The 21469-nt window shown below is 64.0% G+C and carries 18 protein-coding genes; 16 read left to right on the top strand and 2 right to left on the bottom strand.

Annotated elements, in window-relative coordinates:
* The first annotated feature begins 290 nt into the window (after positions 1–290).
* The 8 genes from FJ414_RS12035 to FJ414_RS12000 all read left to right on the top strand — a co-directional run bounded on the left by FJ414_RS12035 (position 291) and on the right by FJ414_RS12000 (position 8174).
* Positions 291–1529 (top strand): ABC transporter substrate-binding protein, encoded by a 1239-nt coding sequence (locus FJ414_RS12035; protein WP_140644604.1) that lies wholly within the window; start codon positions 291–293, stop codon positions 1527–1529.
* Between the two features lie 79 nt (positions 1530–1608).
* On the top strand, positions 1609–2502 hold the full coding sequence (locus FJ414_RS12030; protein WP_140644603.1) for a sugar ABC transporter permease: 894 nt from the start codon (positions 1609–1611) through the stop codon (positions 2500–2502).
* Positions 2495–3427: a carbohydrate ABC transporter permease gene (locus FJ414_RS12025; RefSeq protein WP_140644602.1), complete on the top strand. Its 933-nt coding sequence runs from the start codon at positions 2495–2497 to the stop codon at positions 3425–3427. The genes FJ414_RS12030 and FJ414_RS12025 overlap by 8 nt, the downstream gene beginning before the upstream one ends.
* Positions 3428–3429: 2 nt before the next feature.
* Positions 3430–4530 carry a sn-glycerol-3-phosphate ABC transporter ATP-binding protein UgpC gene (ugpC, locus tag FJ414_RS12020; protein WP_140644695.1) on the top strand — a complete coding sequence of 367 codons (1101 nt, stop codon included), beginning with the start codon at positions 3430–3432 and terminating at the stop codon, positions 4528–4530.
* Between the two features lie 31 nt (positions 4531–4561).
* Positions 4562–5314 (top strand): sugar phosphate isomerase/epimerase, encoded by a 753-nt coding sequence (locus FJ414_RS12015; RefSeq protein ID WP_140644601.1) that lies wholly within the window; start codon positions 4562–4564, stop codon positions 5312–5314.
* Positions 5315–5319: 5 nt separating this feature from the next.
* Positions 5320–6462: a Gfo/Idh/MocA family oxidoreductase gene (locus tag FJ414_RS12010; protein ID WP_140644600.1), complete on the top strand. Its 1143-nt coding sequence runs from the start codon at positions 5320–5322 to the stop codon at positions 6460–6462.
* Between the two features lie 111 nt (positions 6463–6573).
* A complete protein-coding gene (gene mgrA / locus FJ414_RS12005) occupies positions 6574–7620 on the top strand; it encodes an L-glyceraldehyde 3-phosphate reductase (protein WP_140644599.1) in 1047 nt (348 codons plus the stop codon).
* A 149-nt stretch (positions 7621–7769) separates the two neighbouring features.
* Positions 7770–8174, top strand: coding sequence for a Fur family transcriptional regulator (locus FJ414_RS12000; RefSeq protein WP_041003614.1), 405 nt, complete (start codon positions 7770–7772; stop codon positions 8172–8174).
* A 157-nt stretch (positions 8175–8331) separates the two neighbouring features.
* On the opposite strand, the gene polA is transcribed toward FJ414_RS12000, so the two are convergent.
* Positions 8332–11286 carry a DNA polymerase I gene (polA, locus tag FJ414_RS11995; RefSeq protein WP_181181597.1) on the bottom strand — a complete coding sequence of 985 codons (2955 nt, stop codon included), beginning with the start codon at positions 11284–11286 and terminating at the stop codon, positions 8332–8334.
* A gap of 426 nt (positions 11287–11712) precedes the next feature.
* On the opposite strand from polA, the gene FJ414_RS11990 reads away from it, so the two are divergent.
* The 7 genes from FJ414_RS11990 (at position 11713) to FJ414_RS11960 (ending at position 19606) form a co-directional block, all read left to right on the top strand.
* Positions 11713–13098 (top strand): M20/M25/M40 family metallo-hydrolase, encoded by a 1386-nt coding sequence (locus FJ414_RS11990; RefSeq protein ID WP_140644597.1) that lies wholly within the window; start codon positions 11713–11715, stop codon positions 13096–13098.
* A 121-nt stretch (positions 13099–13219) separates the two neighbouring features.
* Positions 13220–13840 carry a ribonuclease D gene (locus tag FJ414_RS11985; RefSeq protein ID WP_140644596.1) on the top strand — a complete coding sequence of 207 codons (621 nt, stop codon included), beginning with the start codon at positions 13220–13222 and terminating at the stop codon, positions 13838–13840.
* Between the two features lie 82 nt (positions 13841–13922).
* Complete coding sequence (locus tag FJ414_RS11980) at positions 13923–14123, top strand: hypothetical protein (protein WP_140644595.1); 201 nt, start codon at positions 13923–13925, stop codon at positions 14121–14123.
* Positions 14124–14177: 54 nt separating this feature from the next.
* On the top strand, positions 14178–14324 hold the full coding sequence (locus FJ414_RS11975; RefSeq protein WP_140644594.1) for a hypothetical protein: 147 nt from the start codon (positions 14178–14180) through the stop codon (positions 14322–14324).
* 50 nt (positions 14325–14374) lie between these two features.
* The gene (locus FJ414_RS11970) at positions 14375–16342 is read left to right on the top strand and encodes an acyltransferase family protein (protein WP_181181596.1); all 1968 of its coding nucleotides are present in this window, start codon (positions 14375–14377) and stop codon (positions 16340–16342) included.
* 193 nt (positions 16343–16535) lie between these two features.
* The gene (locus tag FJ414_RS11965; protein WP_140644592.1) at positions 16536–18791 is read left to right on the top strand and encodes a transglycosylase domain-containing protein; all 2256 of its coding nucleotides are present in this window, start codon (positions 16536–16538) and stop codon (positions 18789–18791) included.
* Between the two features lie 65 nt (positions 18792–18856).
* Positions 18857–19606, top strand: coding sequence for an SDR family oxidoreductase (locus FJ414_RS11960; protein WP_140644591.1), 750 nt, complete (start codon positions 18857–18859; stop codon positions 19604–19606).
* A 10-nt stretch (positions 19607–19616) separates the two neighbouring features.
* Here FJ414_RS11960 and FJ414_RS11955 read toward each other — a convergent pair whose 3' ends face one another.
* Positions 19617–20534 (bottom strand): zinc-binding dehydrogenase, encoded by a 918-nt coding sequence (locus tag FJ414_RS11955; protein ID WP_140644590.1) that lies wholly within the window; start codon positions 20532–20534, stop codon positions 19617–19619.
* 125 nt (positions 20535–20659) lie between these two features.
* Between FJ414_RS11955 and FJ414_RS11950 the strand changes: the two genes are divergently transcribed.
* Positions 20660–21466 (top strand): helix-turn-helix transcriptional regulator, encoded by an 807-nt coding sequence (locus tag FJ414_RS11950; protein WP_140644589.1) that lies wholly within the window; start codon positions 20660–20662, stop codon positions 21464–21466.
* Positions 21467–21469: the final 3 nt, after the last annotated feature.

The following is a 21469-nucleotide window of genomic DNA, read 5'->3' as shown; positions in this document are numbered from 1 at the left end:
TACTGAAACGTTACAGATTGCCAATCTTCGTGATCGACCGGCAAGGTCGTGCCCCTTTGCGTCGCGGGTGCGGCGATGAACCGGAAGTCGCTGGAATCACAAAGAGATATCGATCCAGGCCTACTTTTGGCACCAATCGACTGTTCCGGCGGCGGCATTGCCGCTTCGGAAGAAAGATTTTGTTCGTGCCTCGAAAAAATCCTGATTGGCTTCAAGGCGAGGGGTTGCCTATGCGGACCATTTGCCGTATCGAAAATCTGTAACGTTTCAGATTCTGGGAGGAAGCCGAAATGCGATACAAATTCCTGACTGCCGCCTTTGCCGCGACGGTTGCGCTCAACTTTGCCGGTCCGGCGGCCGCGACCGACCTGGAAGTCACCCATTGGTGGACTTCCGGCGGCGAGGCGGCGGCGGTGGCCGAGCTTGCCAAGGCATTCGACGCGACAGGCAATCACTGGGTCGATGGCGCCATTGCAGGCTCCGGCGGCACGGCCCGGCCGATCATGATCAGCCGTATCACCGGCGGCGACCCGATGGGCGCCACCCAGTTCAACCACGGCCGGCAGGCGGAAGAGCTGGTGCAGGCCGGGCTGATGCGCGACCTCACCGATATCGCCACCAAGGACAAGTGGACGGAAATCGTGCGGCCGAAGAGCCTGCTCGATAGCTGCACCATCGACGGCAAGATCTATTGCGTGCCGGTCAACATCCATTCCTGGCAGTGGCTGTGGCTGTCCAACGAGGCCTTCCAGAAGGCCGGCCTGCCGCTGCCGAAGGACTGGAATGAATTCGTGGCGGATGCGCCGGCGCTGGAAAAGGCCGGCATCATTCCGCTCGCGGTCGGCGGACAGGCCTGGCAGGCCTCCGGCGCCTTCGACGTGCTGATGGCCGCGGTCGGCGGCACCGATACGTTCCTCAAGGTCTACAAGGACAAGGACGCCAGCTTCGCGGCCGGCCCGGAGATCGCCAAGGTGTTCAAGGCGGCGGACGACGCCCGCAAGATGGCCAAGAACACCAATGTGCAGGATTGGAACCAGGCGACCAATCTGGTCATCACCGGCAAGGCCGGCGGCCAGATCATGGGCGACTGGGCGCAGGGCGAGTTCCAGGTCGCCGGCAAGACCGCCGGCAAGGACTATACCTGCCTGCCTGGCCTCGGCCTGAACGAAGTCATCGCCACCGGCGGCGACGCCTTCTACTTCCCGCTGCTCAAGGACGAGGCGAAGGCGAAGGCGCAGGTGGTGCTTGCCGAGACCTTGCTCGATCCGAAAACCCAGGTCGCCTTCAACCTCAAGAAGGGTTCGCTGCCGGTGCGCGGCGACGTCGACCTCAATACGGCGAACGACTGCATGAAGAAGGGCCTCGCCATTCTCGCCAAGGGCGCCGTCATGCCCTGGACGGACCAGCTGCTTTCGCAGGACACCCAGAAGCAGAAGGAAGACCTGTTCTCCGAATTCTTCGCCAAGCCCGACATGACAATCGAAGAGGCACAGAAGCGCTTCGCCGAGATCATCGGTTCGGCGGACTGACGACCGGCGCCCCCGCCGGCTTCCGACCCCAGCCTATCGGGGTCGGGAGCTCGATGTCCTCATTGCCCGGCCGGCCGAGATGAGCAGCAGCGAACGCCCGAGTAAGCTTTTCCGCAACCTGAACGCCAAGGTCGCATCGATCCCGATGGTGCTCACCGCGCTGGTGGTGTTCGTCGGCGGCACGGCGTGGACGGTGCTCTACTCTTTCACCAATTCGAAGCTGTTGCCGCGGCTCAATTTCGTCGGGCTCGACCAGTATCACCGGCTGTGGTCGACATCGCGTTGGCTGGTGTCGATCGAGAACCTTTTGATCTACGGCGTGATCTCGCTGGTGTTCTCGCTGGTCATCGGCTTCCTGCTTGCCGCCCTTCTCGACCAGAAGATCCGTTTCGAGGACACATTCCGCACCATCTTCCTCTATCCCTTCGCGCTGTCCTTCATCGTCACCGGGCTGGTCTGGCAGTGGCTGCTCAATCCGGACTTCGGCGTCCAGCGCGTCGTGCGCGACCTCGGCTGGACGAGCTTCAGCTTCGATCCGCTCTACAATTCCAGCATCGTCATCTACGGCATTTCGATCGCGGCGCTCTGGCAAGGCACGGGCTTGATCATGTGCCTGATGCTCGCCGGACTGCGCGGCATCGACGAGGACATCTGGAAGGCGGCGAGGGTGGACGGCATTCCGGCCTGGAAGACCTATCTCTTCATCGTCATCCCGATGATGCGGCCGGTCTTCATCACCACGCTGGTGATCATCGCCGCCGGCATCGTCAAGGTCTATGACCTGGTCGTGGCGCAGACCAGCGGCGGCCCCGGCATCGCCTCCGAAGTGCCGGCGAAATATGTCTACGACTACATGTTCTTCGCCCAGAATCTCGGCCAGGGTTTCGCCGCTTCGACCATGATGCTGTTGTCGGTGGTGATCGTCATCGTGCCATGGGCCTATCTCGAATTCGGAGGCAAGAAGCGTGGCTGACGTCGCCTCCCTGTCCACCGGTGCCGAAGCGCTCAGGCGCGATGCCACCGGCCCGAGCGGGCCCAAGCCGCGGCACGTGCTGTCGCGCCGCAATATCTTCCTCTACGGCACGCTGATCGTCGTGGCGCTCTATTACCTTTTGCCGCTCTACGTGATGATCGTCACGTCACTGAAGGGCATGCCGGAAATCCGCCTCGGCAACATCTTCTCGCCGCCGGTGGAGATCACCTTCGAACCCTGGGTGAAAGCCTGGGCGACAGCGTGCACCGGGCTCAACTGCGACGGGCTTTCGCGCGGTTTCTGGAATTCGGTGCGCATCACCGTGCCGTCGGTGATCCTGTCGATCGCGATTGCCTCGGTGAACGGCTATGCCTTGGCCAACTGGCGCTTCAAGGGCGCCGACACCTTCTTCATCATCCTGATCGTCGGCGCCTTCATCCCCTACCAGGTGATGATCTATCCGATCGTCATCATCCTGCGCGAGATCGGCATCTACGGCACGCTGACCGGCCTGGTGATCGTGCATTCGATCTTCGGCATGCCGATCCTGACGCTGCTTTTCCGCAACTATTTCACTTCGATGCCGGAGGAGCTGTTCCGCGCCGCGCGCGTCGACGGCGCCGGTTTCTGGGGTATCTATCTGCGCATCATGCTGCCGATGTCGCTGCCGATCTTCGTGGTCGCCATCATCCTGCAGGTGACCGGCATCTGGAACGACTTCCTGTTCGGCGTCGTCTACACGCGCCCCGACACCTATCCGATGACGGTGCAGCTCAACAACATCGTCAACTCGGTGCAGGGCGTGAAAGAATACAACGTCAACATGGCCGCGACCATCCTGACCGGCCTCGTTCCGCTCGTCGTCTACTTCATTTCCGGCAAGCTCTTCGTGCGCGGCATCGCCGCCGGCGCGGTGAAAGGATGATGATGGCCGCTGAAATCGCCAATCCCAGCGTTTCGATCCAGGACCTTTCGCTCAATTTCGGTGCCGTCTCGGTGCTGCAGACGCTCAACCTGGATGTCGCCGACGGCGAATTCATCGTGCTGCTCGGGCCGTCCGGCTGCGGCAAGTCGACCTTGCTCAACTGCATCGCCGGGCTGCTCGACATTTCCGACGGGCGCATCTTCATCAAGGGCAAGAACGTCACCTGGGAGGAGCCGAAGGACCGCGGCATCGGCATGGTGTTCCAGTCCTATGCGCTCTACCCGCAGATGACGGTGGAGAGGAACCTTTCCTTCGGCCTGCGCGTCGCCGGCGTGGCGAAGGACGAGATCGCCAAGCGCATCGCGCGCGCCGCCGAGATCCTGCAGATCGAGCCGCTGCTGCAGCGCAAGCCTTCGGCACTGTCCGGCGGCCAGCGCCAGCGCGTGGCGATAGGGCGCGCGCTGGTGCGCGACGTCGACGTCTTTCTGTTCGACGAGCCGCTCTCCAATCTCGATGCCAAGCTGCGTTCGGAGTTGCGCGTCGAGATCAAGCTTTTGCACCGCCGCTTGCAGAACACGATGATCTACGTCACCCACGACCAGATCGAGGCGATGACGCTGGCCGACCGGATCGCGGTGATGAAGGGCGGCGTGATCCAGCAGCTCGACGCGCCGCAGACGATCTACAACCGCCCCGTCAACCGCTTCGTTGCCGGCTTCCTCGGCTCGCCGGCGATGAATTTCATCGACGGCCGGCTGGAGAAGGACGGCGGCGACTGGCACTTTGCCGTCGAGGATGTTCGCATCCCGCTTGCGACCTATTCCTTCGAAAAGGAGCCGGCGCCCGGCCCTGCTGTGTTCGGCATCCGGCCAGAGCATGTCGCCTTCAACAGCGGCACGGGGTGGCCCTTCACCGCGACAGCCAATGTCGAAGTCGTCGAGCCGATGGGCTCCGACACACTGGTGTGGCTGAAGCTCGGCCGGCAGAACTTCACCGTGCGCGTCACCTCCGAACGCACGCCGAAGAACGGGGATGCGGTCGGCATCGGCTTCGATCCGCTGCGCGCCTCGCTCTTCGACGCTCAAACCGGCAACCGAATTTAACTCCCCAGGACCAACAGAACGGACAGGACAGATGAACTGGTCATTCCAACTCTACAGCGCCCGTAATTTCCAGCCATGGAACGGCGTGGTGAAAATGCTCGGCGAGCTCGGCTACAGCCAAGTCGAGGGCTTCGGCGGCGTCTATGACGACCCGAAAGCGTTCCGCGCCGAGCTCGACAGGAACGGGCTTGCGATGCCGACCGGGCATTTCTCGATCGACGCGCTGGAGAATGATTTCGACGGCGTGCGCAAAACCGCCGACGCGCTCGGCATCACGCTCCTGATCTGCCCCTATCTGATGCCCGATCAGCGCCCGTCCGATGCCGCCGGCTGGCGCGGCTTCGGCGAGCGTCTCGCCAAGGTCGGCGAGGTGGCAAAGAAGGCCGGCTACGGCTTTGCCTGGCACAACCATGATTTCGAGTTCAAGCCGCTTGCCGACGGCTCGCTGCCGCAGGACCATATCCTGTCCGCCGCGCCCGACATCGGCTGGGAGATGGACGTCGCCTGGGTGATCCGCGGCGGCGCCGATCCGCTGCCCTGGATCGAAAAGCACGGCAAGCGCATTGTCGCCGTCCACGTCAAGGACATGGCGAAGCCGGGCGAGGGGCTGGACGAGGACGGCTGGTCCGACGTCGGCCACGGCACAATCGACTGGGCGGGCCTGTTCAAGACATTGCGCGCCAAGAGCGCGGCGCAGTATTTCATCATGGAGCAGGACAACCCCAACGACATCGAGCGCTATGCCCGCCGCTCCATCGCGGCAGCCAAGAGCTGGCAGGAGTGATCGAAATGGCAGAGAAACTTGGCGTCGGCGTCATCGGCTGCGGCAACATCTCGAAGGCGTATTTCTCGCTGTCGCCGCTGTTTCGCGGCATCAAGATGCGCGCCTGCGCGGATATCAACATGGATGCGGCGAAAGCGCGGGCAAAGGAGTTCAAGCTGCGTGCCGAGACGGTCAACGACCTGCTCAAGGACGACGAGATCGACATCATCGTCAACCTCACGGTTCCGGCGGTACACTACGAAGTCTCCAAAGCGGTGCTCGACGCCGGCAAGCATGTCTATTCGGAAAAGCCGTTCGTGCTGTCGATCGGGGAAGGGCTCGATCTCAAGAAACGGGCCGAGAAGAGGGGCCTGCGCATCGGTTCGGCGCCAGACACGTTCCTCGGCGGCGCGCACCAACTGGTCCGCGATCTGATCGACAGCGGCAAGCTCGGCGCAATCACCAGCGGCACCTGCCATGTGATGGGCCACGGCATGGAGCACTGGCACCCCAACCCGGATTTCTTCTTCCAGCCGGGCGCCGGTCCGGTGCTGGATATCGGGCCGTATTATGTCACCAACCTGGTCCAGCTGATCGGGCCGGTGAAACAGGTGGCGGCCTTCGCGACGACGCCGGCCAAGGAGCGTACGATTTCGTCGAAGCCGCGTGCGGGCGAAAAGATCCCGGTGAACACGCCGACCACCATCCATGCGCTGCTTGAATTCGCCAATGGCGCGGTGATCACGCTCAACACCAGCTGGGACGTCTGGAGCCATGGCCACGCGCCGATGGAGCTCTACGGTGAATTGGGCACCGTTTTCGTGCCGGACCCGAATTTCTTCGGCGGCGAGGTGCGCTTCACCGACTCGGCCAAGCCGGTGAAGAAACTGCCGAAATGGAACCATCCGTTCGGCGTGCCGAACGAGATGCATGGCCATGGCATGATGGCGAACTACCGCACCGCCGGCCTGGCCGACATGGCGGTCGCGATTGCCGAGGGACGGCCGCATCGCTGCTCGATGGAGCTGGCGCTGCACGCGGTCGATGTCATGACCGGCATCCTGCGTTCCGGCGAAAGCGGCAAGTACGTCGCCATGCAGACGACCTGCGAGCGGCCCGCCGCGCTCGGCGTCAAGAACGCCAAGGCGCTGCTGGCGAAGAAAAAGTAGGTGGCGACCCTCTCCCCGTCCCGGCGGGGAGAGGGTAATGGTGGGGGACAAGCATCGATTCAATCCGCCATGACGGCGCCCGCGGCGCCGCTTCGACCCCGAGGATTTCCCATGCCCTATGTCGCCGCCGAGAACCGCTACGAGAAGATGATCTATAACCGCTGCGGGCGGTCCGGCCTGAAGCTGCCGGCGATCTCGCTCGGGCTGTGGCACAATTTCGGCAACGACACGCCGCACAAGACCAAGCAGGCGCTCGTGCGCAAGGCCTTCGACCTCGGTATCACGCATTTCGACCTCGCGAACAATTACGGTCCGCCTCCCGGCTCGGCGGAAACCGCGTTCGGCGAGATCCTGCGCACCGATTTCGCCGCCTATCGCGACGAGATCATCATCTCGACCAAAGCCGGCTACGAGATGTGGGCCGGTCCCTACGGCGAATGGGGCAGCCGCAAATATGTACTGGCCAGCCTCGACCAGAGCCTCAAGCGCATGGGGCTCGACTATGTCGACATCTTCTATTCGCACCGTTTCGATCCCGAGACGCCGCTCGAGGAAACGATGGGCGCGCTCGACCACGCGGTGCGCTCGGGCAAGGCGCTCTATGCCGGCATCTCTTCCTACAATTCGCAGCGCACGCGCGAGGCGGCCGACATATTGCGGCGGCTCGGCACGCCGTGCCTGATCCACCAGCCGAGCTATTCGATGCTCAACCGCTGGGTCGAGGAGGACGGGCTGCTCGACACGCTGGAGGGGCTCGGCATCGGCTCGATCGTCTTCTCGCCGCTGGCGCAGGGCATGCTGACCGACAAATATCTCGGCGGCATTCCCGACGGCAGCCGCGCATCCCAAGGCAAATCGCTCAAGCCCGCCTTCATCAACGACCAGTCGATCGCCAACATCCAGGCGCTCAACGCCATTGCCGGCCGCCGCGGCCAGACGCTGGCGCAGATGGCGCTGGCCTGGGTGCTGCGCAAAGGCCGCGTGACCACGGCGCTGATCGGCGCCAGCCGGCCGGAACAGGTCGAGGATTGCGTCGGCGCGCTCAAGGCGCTCGAGTTCTCCGATGCCGAGTTGGCCGAGATCGACACTTACGCGCGCGAGTCCGACATCAACCTTTGGGCGGCTTCCGCCGAACGCAAGGGACCGCCGCGCAAGTAGCGGTTAGCCGGCGAACCATCGCCATCGCGTCGTGTCGGAGGGGGCGCGCTTCGGAAACAGTGGCAAAATCACTCGTTCGTCGCTATCTCAGAGGAAATTGAAGTCGTTCGCATGCGAGATCTGCTGCGAGCGTCGATTGGGCGAACAAGATGACGGCAAGAGATGCGCTAACCAAGAACCAGCTCTGCGTGCTCGAGAAGCTCGAGGCGTCCAGCGGGCCGCTCAGCGCCTATACGCTGCTCGACCAGCTGCGCGAGCGCGGTTTCCGGGCGCCGCTGCAGGTCTATCGGGCGCTCGACACGCTGGTGAAGTCCGGCTTCGTGCATCGGCTCGAAAGCCTCAACTCCTTCGTCGCCTGCGCCGAGCCGCACGACCACAGCCATTCGATGACGGCCTTCGCCATTTGCGACAATTGCGGCCAGGTGACCGAAATGTCCGACCACGATGTCGATCACCGGCTTGACGAATGGGTGCGCTCGACCGGATTTGCGGCGAAAAAAGCAGTGATCGAGTTTCGCGGGGTGTGTGCCAAATGCAGGGCTGAAGCGGCGTAAGAACGCCGATATTCAGGTGAGGTCGGCCTGCAAATGGCGGCTCCCTGCGCTTCCGGTGCTCACGTACTTTAAGTACGCTCCGTTCCGGTTCTCGGGACCCACCATTTTCGACTCGACCTGACCTGAATCTCGACGCTCTTACAGCGTGGGGTAGCGCCTAATGCGCCTCGTCCCAGTTGTTCGCCGCTCGTGCGTCGACGTGCAGCGGCACCGACATCGAGACCGCCGGCATCGGCGCGTTCTCCATCACGCGGCGCACCACGGGGATGGTCGCCTCGACCTCCGAGTCCACCGTTTCGAAGATCAGTTCGTCATGCACCTGCAACAGCATGCGGGCGGAGAGTTTCGCCTTGTCCAGCGCCTCTTCCATATGCACCATGGCACGGCGGATGATGTCGGCGGCGGTGCCCTGGAGCCTGGCGTTGATCGAGGCGCGCTCGTTGAAGGCGCGCACCGACGGGTTGGACGACCTTATCTCCGGATAGTGGATGCGGCGGCCGAAGATGGTCTCGACGAAACCGTTCTCCCGCGCATAGGCCTTGGTTTCCTCGATATAGTCGCGGATGCCTGGGAAACGCTCGAAATAGCGCTTGATATAGGCGCTCGCCTCGTCGCGCGGGATCGAGAGCTGGTTGGCGAGGCCGAAGGCCGAGATGCCGTAGATGATGCCGAAATTGATCGCCTTGGCGCGCCGACGTACCTCCGAAGGCATGCCTTCGACCGGCACGTTGAACATTTCCGATGCGGTGATGGCATGGATGTCGGCGCCGTCGGCAAAGGCCTGCTTGAGCTGCGGGATCTCCGCGACATGGGCAAGCACGCGCAGCTCGATCTGGCTGTAGTCGGCCGAGACCAGCTTGTGGCCTTTCTCCGCAATGAAGGCGGTCCTGATCTTGCGGCCCTCGGCGGTGCGCACCGGGATGTTCTGCAGATTGGGATCGGAGGACGACAGACGCCCCGTCGTCGTCGCGGCGAGCGCATAGGAGGTATGGACGCGGTTGGTGCCGGGGTTGATGAAGCCCGGCAGCGCGTCGGTATAGGTCGATTTCAGCTTCGTGAGCTGGCGCCAGTCGACGATCTTGCGCGGCAGCTCGTGGCCTTCGGTGGCAAGATCTTCCAGAAGCTGCGCCGAGGTCGACCATTGGCCGGTCTTGGTCTTGGAACCGCCCGGCAGGCCCATCTTGCCGAACAGGATATCGCCGAGCTGCTTGGGCGAGCCGATGTTGATGCGTTCGCCGACGATTCCGTAGATTTCCTCCTCGACGCGGGCGGCGCCCTGCGCCAATTCGCCCGACAGTCGCGACAGGATTTGGCGGTCGACCGAGATGCCGCGCTGTTCCATCCGGGCAAGCACCGGCACCAGCGGCCGCTCCAGTCGCTCGTAGACGGAAACGAGGCCCTTGGCGGCCAACCTTGGCTTCAGCACCAGCCAGAGCTGCAACGCAATGTCGGCCTGCTCGGCGGCGTATCTCGTCGCGCGCTCGATATCGACCTGGTCGAAGCCGATGGCGCTCTTGCCCGAGCCGGCGAGTTCCTTCTTCGAGGCCGGCGCGTGACCGAGCCACTTCTCCGACAGCGAGACGAGGTCGTGGCCGCCGGAGGTGCCTGCGTCAAGCACGTAGGAGATCAACATCGTGTCGTCGAACGGCCCGACCTCGATGCCGTGCCGGCCCATCACGACGATGTCGTATTTCGTGTCCTGGACGATCTTGAGAACCGACCGGTCCTCGAGCAACGGCTTGAGCAGCGCCAGCGCCTCGCGGACCGGAATCTGGTTCTCCAGCATGCCGCCGCCGAGCAGGTCGCCATTGCCGCTCTTGTGGGCGAGCGGCACATAGACAGCCCGGCCCGGCGCGATCGCCATGGAAATGCCGATAAGGTCGGCCTGCATCGGATCGGACGAGTTGGTCTCGGCGTCGAGCGCAAGGACGCCGGCGTCGCGGGCTTCGGCTATCCAGGCCTTGAGCGCCGCCGCATCGCGGATGGCGGTATAGGCCGAGGGGTCGATCTTGCGGGCCGCCGCCTGTTCGAGCCGCAGCGCCGAGAGCAGCGAAGGGGTGTCGCCCTGCGGCGGCGCGTCCTCGCCCCTTGTGGCAGGTTTCGCGGTACCCTTCGATTCAGGTGCCGGCTGTCTCGATGGCGCGCCGGCGCCGACATCGGGGCCATGCGCGGTATCGGCGCGCTCGACGGTGACGGCGGAAGCCTGGACATCGCCGATCTCGGTGGCGGTCGCCTCGGCGACGCGCCGCGTCAGCGTGGTGAATTCCATCGTCTTCAGGAAGCCGATCAGCTTCGGCCCGTCCGGCTCATGCAGGACCAAATCGTCCAGTCCCTCCTTCAGGGGCACGTCGTTCCTCAGTGTCACCAGCTCGCGCGAGATGCGCGCCTTGTCGGTATTGGCGATGATGGTTTCGCGGCGCTTGTCCTGCTTGATCTCGGAAGCGCGCGCCAGCAGCCCGTCGAGGTCGCCGAACTGTTCCAGCAGCTGCGCCGCGGTCTTCGGGCCGATGCCGGGCACGCCCGGCACGTTGTCGACCGAATCGCCGGTCAGCGCCTGCAGGTCGATCATCTTCTCCGGCGGCACGCCCCATTTCTCGATCACCTCGGGAATGCCGATCTGGCGGTCTTTCATCGGGTCGTACATGCCGACCGTCGGACCGACCAGTTGCATCAGGTCCTTGTCGGAGGAGATGATGGTGGTGTCGGCGCCGACCTCGCAGGCCAACCGGCAATAGGTCGCGATGATGTCGTCGGCCTCGAACCCCTCCATCTCGATGCAGGGCAGGTTGAAGGCCACGGTCGCCTGGCGGATCAGCCCGAATTGTGGGATCAGGTCCTCCGGCGGCGCCGAGCGGTTCGCCTTGTATTCGGGATAGAGATCGCTGCGGAAGGTTTTCGAGGAATAGTCGAAGATGACGGCGAAATGCGTCGGCACGATGCCTACACTGGTATTGCGGGCGTCCTGCATCAGCTTCCACACCATGTTGCAGAAGCCGAGCACGGCGCTGGTCGGCAGGCCGTCGGATTTGCGGTTCAGCGGCGGCAGCGCGTGATAGGCGCGGAAAATGTAGCCGGAGCCGTCGACGAGGAAGAGGTGATCGCCTTTTTTCATGCCGGCAGGGATAGCGCGGCCAGCCTTCGCGGTCCATGCCAAAGGCTGTGCAACCTGCCAGTTCGGGCAACACCCCTGACAGATACTGTCCTGGCGGGAATCCACTGCTCACGGGCATGTTACAAAAGTGTAATTTTCGTGCCCTTGAATCGCCACGTTCACAGACCCAAATACATCTCATCGGCAGTTTTCGCCGAAGTCCGGAGTAAGGCCCGTCCCCCGCCTATCCCGGGCAACTTGCGGCAGCCTATCCCCCCTCTCCGGGCTGCCGCATCGTTTCGAGTAAAGACCGCCGTGGTTCCCCCTCCACCACGGCGGTTCTTTTTTGCCTCCAGGCAAGCCTTTCCCGCTTGGTCCAACGATCGCGGCTTTTCGTTTTCCGCATCGCCCTTTAGGGTCTGCCGCAAAAATCGAAAGGCCCCCAAAATGTCCAAACTCTCCCCCGTCCTCGACCGTCTCGACCAGAACCTCGACCAGAGCCTGGAGCGGCTGTTCGGCCTGCTCGGCATCAAGTCGATCTCCACCGATCCCGCCTTTGCCGCCGACTGCCGCAAGGGGGCCGAATGGCTGGTGGCCGAACTCAAGCTGATCGGCTTCGACGCAAGCGTGCGCGACACGCCCGGACATCCGATGGTGGTGGCGCATCACGAGGGGCCGGCAGGCGCGCCGCATGTGCTGTTCTACGGCCACTACGACGTCCAGCCGGTCGATCCGATCGAATTGTGGGAAACCGATCCGTTCGCGCCGTCGATCAAGGAGATCGAGCCTGGACGCAAAGTTATCACCGGACGCGGCTCGGCCGACGACAAGGGGCAACTGATGACCTTCGTCGAGGCCTGCCGCGCCTGGAAGCAGGTGCACGGCAATCTGCCTTGCCGCGTTACCATCCTGTTCGAGGGCGAGGAAGAATCCGGCTCGCCGTCGCTGAAGCCGTTCCTGGAAGCCAACGCCGCCGAGCTGAAGGCGGATTTCGCGCTGGTCTGCGACACCAGCATGTGGAATCGCGAGACGCCGTCGATCTGCGTGTCACTGCGCGGCATGGTCGGCGAGGAGATCACCGTCAAGGCGGCCAACCGCGACCTGCATTCAGGCCTCTATGGCGGGCCGGCCGCCAATCCGATCCGCATCCTGGCCAAGGTGCTGGCCGACGTCCACGACAAGGACGGCCATGTCACCATTCCGGGCTTCTATGACGGCGTCGAGGAGACGCCCTCGCAGGTGCTGAAATCCTGGGAAGGGCTCGGCGAAACGGCCGAGACCTTCCTTGGACCGGTCGGACTTTCCATTCCGGCCGGCGAAAAAGGGCGCTCGGTGCTCGAGCTCACCTGGGCGCGGCCGACCGCGGAATTCAACGGCATCATCGGCGGCTATACCGGCAGGGGCTTCAAGACGGTGATCGCGGCGGAAGCGTCGGCGAAAGTGTCGTTCCGGCTCGTTCACAGGCAGGATCCGAAGAAGATCCGCGCCGCCTTCCAGGCCTTTGTGCGCGAGCGCATCCCCGGCGACTGCTCGGTAGAATTCCACCCGCATGGCGGCTCGCCGGCGATCCAGCTTTCCTATGACTCGCCGTTCCTGACCAAAGCCAAGGACGCGCTGTCGGACGAGTGGGAGAGGCAGGCCGTGACCACCGGCGGCGGCGGCTCGATCCCGGTGGTGGGCGATTTCCAGACCTATCTCGGCATGGAATCGCTGCTGGTCGGCTTCGGCCTCGACGACGACCGCATCCACTCGCCGAACGAGAAATACGAGCTGACCTCCTTCCACAAGGGGCAGCGGTCCTGGGCGCGAATCCTTGATGCGCTGACGCGTTGAAATTCAACTTTCTGTTGATTTTTCTCCGGATCGCGGCGAGGACGAATGACCAGCGCAACGCGCCGCCTGCTGGCGCATCCCAGGCGATGCGCGGTATTGCGGCCGCGATCCGGAGAAGAGAATGACTGATATCCGTTTCCACAAAAACGATCTGCCTGACCTGTCGCGCTACAATGTCGGGGCGGTGGCCATCGACACGGAAACGCTGGGGCTCAACCCGCATCGCGACCGGCTCTGCGTGGTGCAGATTTCGCCCGGCGACGGCAGCGCTGACGTCATCCAGATCGCTCCGGGCCAGAAAGAGGCGCCAAACCTCGCCAGCCTGTTGAGAAACAACACAATCACCAAGCTGTTTCACTACGGCCGGTTCGACATCGCCGTGCTCTACCACACCTTCGGTGTGATGGCCGAGCCGGTGTTCTGCACCAAGATCGCCTCGCGGCTCACCCGCACCTATACCGATCGTCACGGGCTGAAGGATCTCTGCAACGAACTGCTCGGCATCGGCCTTTCCAAGGCGCAGCAATCCTCCGACTGGGCGGCCGAAACGCTCTCGCCCGAACAGCTCGAGTATGCCGCCTCGGACGTGCTCTACCTGCACAGGCTGCATGAGGTGCTGGGCGCGCGCCTGGCACGCGAAAACCGCACCAAGGAGGCGGACGCCTGCTTCCGTTTCCTGCCGACCCGCGCCAAGCTCGACCTTATGGGCTGGGCCGAGGAAGACATCTTCGCGCACAGCTGACGGAACCCGGCGCGTCCAGGGACGTTCATGCCGGTCTATGCAGGGCCGGTTCGCGGCGGGGCCGGTTCATGGAGGGAGTGACATGGCAGAGCGCAAATCGATAGAAAGCGCGCCGAAGGACGGGTCGAAAGTCACCATCCTGTGGAAGGACGGCGACGGCGTCGTCAATGAATCCATCGGCCAGTATCGCGACGGCGGCTGGTGGGTCTACACCGACAGCGACACGCAAAAGAAGGTCGATCCGACGAGCTGGCGTCCGGCATCCGAGGACGACGACCAGTAGGCGACCGCCGCCTGCGAGCTTCAAGGCGGGTCTCGACCGAAACAAGGGGGCGCAATGAGGCAGAACACGCTCTATCTCATCATCGGGGCGCTGGTCGCGGTGGTCATCGCGCTCGGCATCTATGTCTATCGCGAGCAGACCAGGCCGAAAGGCGTCGAGCTCAAGATCGACGACAAGGGCATTTCGATCCAGCAGAATTGACCACGGTGGCCAGCCGGAAATGGCTGGCGCCGTGAGGGGCTAGACTGGCTTTGCGAGACGACATTGCGCCGGGGGGATTTCGGCCGGAGATACAGGGGCTGCGCGGGCTTGCCGTAGCCTTTGTGGTGATTTTCCACATCTGGCCGGCAGCGCTTCCCGGCGGCTATGTCGGGGTCGACATCTTCTTCGTCATCTCCGGCTTCCTGATCACCGGCCTGCTTACGCGCATGGCTCTGAGCGATAGCGGCATCTCGCTTGTCGGCTTCTACACGCGCCGGGTCAGGCGATTGCTGCCGGCGGCGATCGTCGCGCTCTTCGTCACGCTCGCGGGAACGCTGCTGTTCGTGTCGGACGCCTGGTGGGAAGAAACCGCCAGGCAGGTTATTGCAAGCGCGCTCTACGTGCAGAACTGGCGGCTTGCCGAGCAGGCCGTGGACTATCTCGGCGCCGAGGACGCCCCGAGCCCGGTGCAGCATTTCTGGTCGCTGTCGATCGAGGAGCAGTTCTACATCGTCTGGCCTGTGCTGATGATCGCTGCGCTGTGGTGGGCCAGGCGTCGCGGGCACTCGCCCGTGCAAACACTTACGTTCGTGCTCGGCGTGGTCCTGGCGGGGTCGCTCGCGGCTTCCGTCGCTCTCACCCGATCCGATCCGGCATGGGCCTATTTCGTTACCCATACCCGGGTCTGGGAACTGGCGCTTGGCGGGCTGCTGGCGCTGACCCTGGACCGGTTCCAGCCGAAAGCGCGTGCCCGGGCGGGGATGGCTGTCGCCGGCATGCTGGCGATGCTTGCGTCGGCGATGCTGTTTACAAGGGCGACCGATTTTCCGGGCTTCAAGGCGCTGCTGCCGACGCTCGGCGCGGCTCTGATCGTCGCGGCCGGCAGCGTACGCATGGGCCGCTTCCGCGGCCTGGACATCGCGGCGCTGCGCTATATCGGCGATCGCTCCTATTCGATCTATCTGTGGCATTGGCCGCTGATCATTTTCTATACGGAGCAGTGCGGCGCGATCGACCTTCTCGATGGCGTTGGGCTGATCATCGCCACCTTGGTCGTTTCCGGTCTCTCCTACCGCTTCATCGAACAGCCCTATCGCCATTCGCGCTCGTCCCTGGCATGGCGGCCGCTGATCGACGGCACGGTGGCGGTGGGGTTGTGCGTGGCGGTGGCCGGCGGACTCGTCCATGCGATCGACCGGCAGCCCATCGATACCAGCCTGATCGGAACGCCGAATTATCCGGGACCTGCGGCCTTGCTGGCGAACGCTGTCGTTCCCGAGGGCATCAAGCCGCTGCCACCCTTGAGCAAGATCGGCAGCGATGTGCCCGTCATCTACGGGATGAAATGTCATCAGGAGCAGAAGGGGACCGATGCGACCGGTTGCCCGCTCGGCGACCCGGCTGGGACGAGGAACATTGTCGTGATGGGCGATTCCCACGCGGCGCAATGGGTGCCGGCAATCGACAAAATCGCCAAAGACAGAAAATGGAAGCTCGTCAGCTTCACCAAGGCGGCCTGCCCGGTAACCCGGGTCACCATCCTTGACGACGGCAAGCCGTATGAGCAATGCGCGCTGTGGCGGGAGAAAGTTCTCGCCGAAATCGCGAAGCTGAAGCCCGATCTCGTGATCACCAGCCAGAGCAACTACACCGGCGTCGCGCGGGACGCGATGATCGAGGGATTGCGCAGCGTCTGGAGCGAGCTCAAAAGTGAGGGCGTGCGCGTCGTCGCGATCCGCAACACACCTTTCAGCCTGTTCGATCCGCGCAATTGCCTGGGGACCGATCCCGGCAAATGCGTCAATCCGCGCAGCGAGGTCGAACGGGAAGACATCTACGCGCTCGCCGCCCGGTCCGTGGCGGGGGTGAGCGTGGTCGACATGAACGATGCACTATGCGGCAAGGAGAGCTGCCCGGCGGTGGTCGGCAACATTGTCGTGCTGCGCGACAACCATCATCTGACGGCAACCTACGCGTTGGCGCTGGCGCCCTATCTGGCCAAGGCAGCGGGACTTTGAGCAACCATCCACTCGTAATCATGCGGCGCCCCGCAATGGACCCGACTGCAAAAGATAGCGCGAGACAGCCGGATTCAGAAAATCGCAAGGGTTTTCAAAAGGCTGCATAAACCCTGCTTTAACCCGCCTTTAAACCGCCGCATCTAGTCTTCAACCCGAACGCCATCGGCACCGGGGCAGCAAGCAAGAGCGCATGGCGAACCGCAGAGACAGTCGCATCGAACCGAGCTTCGAGGGATCGCCGCGCGCGAAATCCTCCGAGGGCTTTTCGGTCAGCGAGGAGGATCGTGTCGTGCCGGGCAGTCGTAAATCCGCTTCGAAGGGCAGGTCCGCCAAGGCGAAATCGCGCGGCCGTGGCCGCGACCGCAATCGGCGCGGGCTGCTCGGCATCGCCACGCGGCTTGTCTACTGGTGCTTCGTGCTCTGCATATGGGGCGGTATCGCGACGGCCGGCATCGTCGTCTATTACGGCGCCAAGATGCCGGCGGCGACGACGTGGTCGGTCCCGGACCGTGCGCCGAACATCAAGATCGTCTCGGTCGATGGCGCGCTGATTGCCAATCGCGGTGCGTCGGGCGGCGAGGCCGTCGGCCTGCACGAAATGTCGCCCTATATCCCAGAGGCCGTGGTCGCCATCGAGGACCGGCGCTTCTATTCGCATTTCGGCATCGACCCGATCGGCCTGTCGCGCGCCATGGTCGCCAATCTCATCGGCGGCCATTTCTCGCAGGGCGGCTCGACGCTGACGCAGCAGCTGGCCAAGAACCTGTTCCTGACACCCGACCGCACGCTGGAGCGCAAGGTCCAGGAAGTGCTGCTCGCGCTGTGGCTCGAGCACAAGCACAGCAAGGATCAGATCCTCGAAATGTACCTCAACCGGGTCTATTTCGGCTCGGGCGCCTATGGCGTCGAGGCGGCCTCGCGGCGCTATTTCGGCAAGAGCGCGCGCGACGTGACGCTTTCGGAAGCCGCGCTGCTGGCGGGCCTGCTGAAGGCGCCGTCCAAGCTGTCGCCGGCGCGCGATCCGAAGGCGGCCGAGGAGCGGGCGCAGCTCGTGCTCGCGGCCATGCGCGAGACCGGCAAGATCAGCGACAAGGAATACAAGACGGCGCTGAGCGCGCCGGCGACGCGTGCGCCGTCCTACTGGACCGGCTCGGAAAACTATGTCGCCGATACGGTGATGGACGAACTCCCGGACCTCATCGGCGACGTGCGCGGCGACATCGTCATCAACACCACGGTCGACCTCAACCTGCAGAAGCTTGCCGAACAGTCGATCCGCCGGCTGATCGATGAGAGCGGCAAGAAGCTCAACGTCACGCAAGGCGCGCTGGTGTCGATCGACGATTCCGGCGCGGTGCGCGCGATGGTCGGCGGCTATGATTATTCGACCAGCCAGTTCGACCGCGCCTCGGAAGCGCGCCGGCAGCCGGGCTCGGCCTTCAAGCCCTTCGTCTATATGGCGGCGCTGGAAGCCGGCCGCACGCCTGACAGCATCCGCAACGACGCGCCGATCAAGATCGGCAAATGGACGCCGGACAATTACGGCGGCAAATATTACGGCAAGGTGACGCTGGCGACAGCTTTGGCCAAGTCGCTCAACTCGGTGGCGGCCCAGCTCACCATGGAAGTCGGCCCCGACGCCGTGGTGGAAGCCGCGCATCGCATGGGCATCCAATCGGACCTGCAGGCCAACACCTCGATCGCGCTCGGTACCTCGGAGGTGACGCCGCTGGAACTGACCTCGGCCTATGTGCCTTTCGCCAACGGCGGCTACAAGCCGGACATCCACTTCATCCAACGCATCACCACCGCCAACGGCAAGGTGCTCTACGAGAACAGCGGCGGCAGCGCGCCGCGCGTCATCAAGGCCGATATCGTCGGCATGATGAACTCGATGATGACGGGCACCGTCGAGGTCGGCACCGCCAAGAAGGCGGCGTTCAACTGGCCTTCGGCCGGCAAAACCGGCACCAGCCAGAATTCGCGCGATGCCTGGTTCGTCGGCTACACCGCCAATCTCACCACGGGCGTGTGGTTCGGCAATGACGACGGCAGCCCGATGAAGAAGGTCACCGGCGGCGCCCTGCCGGCGCAGGCCTGGCACGAATTCATGGTGGCCGCGCATGAAGGCGTGCCGGTCAGGCCGCTGCCCGGCACCTGGAAGTCAACGCCGTCCGATACGATCGTGCCGGACGAGATCCCGTCGGCTGACGCCTCGCAGCCGCGAGCGCCGCCCGCGGCCGTCGGCCAGTCACAGCCGGTCGCTCCGGCGCCAACGCCGGTGCGTCAGGCGCGCCCGGCCCAGACCGTCGATGCGGACGGCTTCGACATGCCAAGCGACAGCGGATCGACCGCCTCGATCAAGCATCCGGTGCCGCCCGGCAATGTCGGCGGACCGACCAAGAAGCGGCAGACTTCGATCCTCGATATCCTGGGCGGCGGCTGAAGCGGCAACTCGCCCTCTCGTAATGGCAAGCGCCTTCGGCTACATGTCCGGCCGGAGATCAAGCCATGGCCGAGACCGACAGCAGAAAAACCATCGTGCTCACCGGCGCCAGCCGGGGCATCGGCCATGCGACCGTGAAGCGCTTTTCGCGCGAGGGCTGGCGCGTCATCACCTGTTCGCGCCAGGCTTTCGCCGAGGATTGCCCGTGGCCGGCCGGCCCCGAGGACCACATCAAGGTCGACCTCGCCGACCAGGAGGATGTCGGCATCGCCGTCTCGGAAATCCGCCACCGGCTGGAGGCGCATGGCGGACAGTTGCACGCGCTGGTCAACAATGCCGGCATCTCGCCGAAGCTGAAAGACGGCAGGCGCATGGATTCGATCGAGACGCCGATGCATGTCTGGCGCGACGTGTTCCAGGTCAATTTCTTTGCGCCGATCATGCTGGCCAGAGGCCTGTTCAAGGAGCTCGCCGCCGCCAAGGGCTCGATCGTCAACGTCACCTCGATCGCAGGCACCCGCGTGCATCCTTTCGCCGGCACGGCCTATGCCACATCGAAAGCGGCGCTCGGCTCGCTGACGCGCGAGATGGCGCATGATTTCGGTCCGCACGGCATCCGCGTCAACGCGATCGCGCCGGGCGAGATCGACACCGCGATCCTTTCGCCCGGCACCGACAAGATCGTCGAAACGATCCCGCTGAGACGGCTTGGCGCCACCTCGGAAGTCGCCGACATCATCTTCTTCCTGTGCTCCGGCCAGGCGTCCTACGTCACCGGCTCGGAAATCCACATCAATGGCGGCCAGCACGTGTGATTGGCTGACTTCAGGCCATGGTGAGGACAGCCTTGCCGCTGATGCCGCGCTGCCGCAGCGCGTCCAGGGCCTGGCCGATGTCCGTCCATGGCACGGTCATCGCCACGCGGGTCTCCAGCCGACCGGTCGCGACCAGATCGAGCAGCGTGGCGATGTCGGCGCCGATGGCCGAGCCGGACGTATAGTAGGCGAAAGTCTGGAGCCTTGCGCCCTCGTGGCCCGGAACGAACTGCCGGAATCCGATCGGCGTGAGCTCGCCACTGCTCGAGCCGAACATGACGACAGTCCCGCCGGGCGCGACACGTTCGATCGCGTCGGCGAGGCTTTTGCCGCCGACCGACTCGGTGATCAATGAAAATAGTCCCCCGGCCAGTTCGATCGACTCGACGACCTGCCCGGCGCCCAGATCGCGAAGATCATCGTGGTGCCGGGCCGAAGCGACCGCCGTCACCGAAGCGCCTTGCTCGCGGGCGATCTGGATCTGGAAGCGGCCGACCGCGCCGCTCGCGCCGGTGATCAGGACCCCCTGGCCGGCGAGGTCGCCGCCATGGCGCAAGGTCCGCAGCGCCGTCGTGCCCGCCACCGGGAGCGTGGCCGCGGACGCGAAGCTGACCGCGTCCGGCAGGACGGCAAGGCGGTCGGTCGGGACGGCGACGCGCTCAGCCCAGCCGGCCTGGTCGACCAAGGCGGCAACGCGCGTGCCTGCGGCCAAGCCTGAACCATCGGCCGCCGCGCGCTCAACGATGCCGACGATGTCCTGGCCAGGTATCCAGCCGTCGGGACGTATGCCGAGCAGGCGCAGCTCACCACGATTCAATGATGTTGCATGAACAGCCACCAATGCTTCATTCGTATTGCAGCTTGGCTCATCAACTTCGACGAGCTTCAGCCTGTTCGGACTGTCTGAAGAGATAGCGAGAGCAAGCATGGGGCCACCTTCAATGACGCTCGAACGCCGCGATCGATTGCGACGGAAACGGCTCGAAAACCTATCGACTTTCGCAGCTGTTGAATTTAGAGATAAAGCCAAATAATCGCTAAAAGACGTCAGATATGAGACAGATCCTCCGCTGGCCCTGGCTGGATTTCGACGTCGACGACGTGGCCGCGCCGGCGATCGCCATTGGCGTCGATGTCACCGGGACCAAGGCCGAGGTGCCGGCGCATTGGCATCGCAAAGGGCAGCTCGTCTTCGCGCTCGGCGGCGGCGTCACCTGCCGCGTTCCGAGCGGGCTTTGGATGGTGCCGCCGCATTGCGGGGTGTGGGTGCCGAGCCGCATGGAACACAGCAACATCGCGACGGCGAATGCGCGGATTTTCTTCGTCTATATTGAGCCGGGCGCCGCCGAGTTGCCGGACCGGTGCTGCACGCTATCGATCTCGCCGCTGCTGCGCGAATTGATCATCGAGCTATCGGAGTGCGCGCCGGACGAGCCGAGATGTGATTTCCTGGGAAAGGTCTTGCTTGCCGAGCTGCCGCTTATGCCGGTTCAGCAGTTGCACCTGCCGATCTCGGCCGAGCCCCGGTTGCGACGGATCGCCGAAGCGTTGGCCGACGACCCCGCCGATCGCAGCACCTTGGCCGATTGGGCAGACCGCGTTGCGGTCAGCGAAAGCAGCCTGGCGCGTCTCGTGGTGAAGGAGACCGGCTTAAGTTTCGGACGCTGGCGCCAGCAGCTGCACCTGATCGTGGCGCTCAGGGAACTGTCCGCCGGCGCCAGCGTGCAGCAGGTGTCGGGCGATCTCGGCTACGAATCCGTCACCGCCTTCATCACCATGTTCAAGAAGGCGCTGGGCAAGCCGCCGGCCAAATATCTCAGCGATATCGCGCAAAACGGCGGCTCCGCGTTCGTGGCGTGATGC

The sequence above is a fragment of the Mesorhizobium sp. B3-1-6 genome (assembly GCF_006439555.1).
GTDB lineage: Bacteria > Pseudomonadota > Alphaproteobacteria > Rhizobiales > Rhizobiaceae > Mesorhizobium.
This window is presented reverse-complemented; position numbering and strand designations above follow the sequence as displayed.